Annotated in this window: 1 pseudogene; it reads left to right on the top strand. The window is 24.7% G+C overall.

Features of this window, described 5'->3' with window-relative positions:
• A pseudogene (locus tag SB752_RS33135) lies at positions 1 to 243 on the top strand (hypothetical protein); the annotation flags it as partial.

Here is a 243-nt window from a genome sequence, read left to right as displayed (position 1 = left end):
CTCGGATTTATCTAAAGGCGTTATGATAACCACTAATATTGAAAAAATCAAAACTGCTTTTGTAAATACAGAAGAACAAATTCAAGTAAGTGAAGTGAAATATCTTGATTATAAAAAAGATAAAATGAAAATGGGTAATATGAATTATCCGATAATACATAAAAATTTGCATTATGATTATGAAAAAGAAGTAAGATTGATATATAAAGTACCTTTTGAATCAGGTTTAAATTATGATTGGTC

This window comes from Brevibacillus sp. SIMBA_040 (genome assembly GCF_046535075.1).
Lineage (GTDB): Bacteria > Bacillota > Bacilli > Brevibacillales > Brevibacillaceae > Brevibacillus.
The sequence above is the reverse complement of the archived record's forward strand: the minus strand, read 5'-3'. Positions and strand labels throughout refer to the sequence as shown.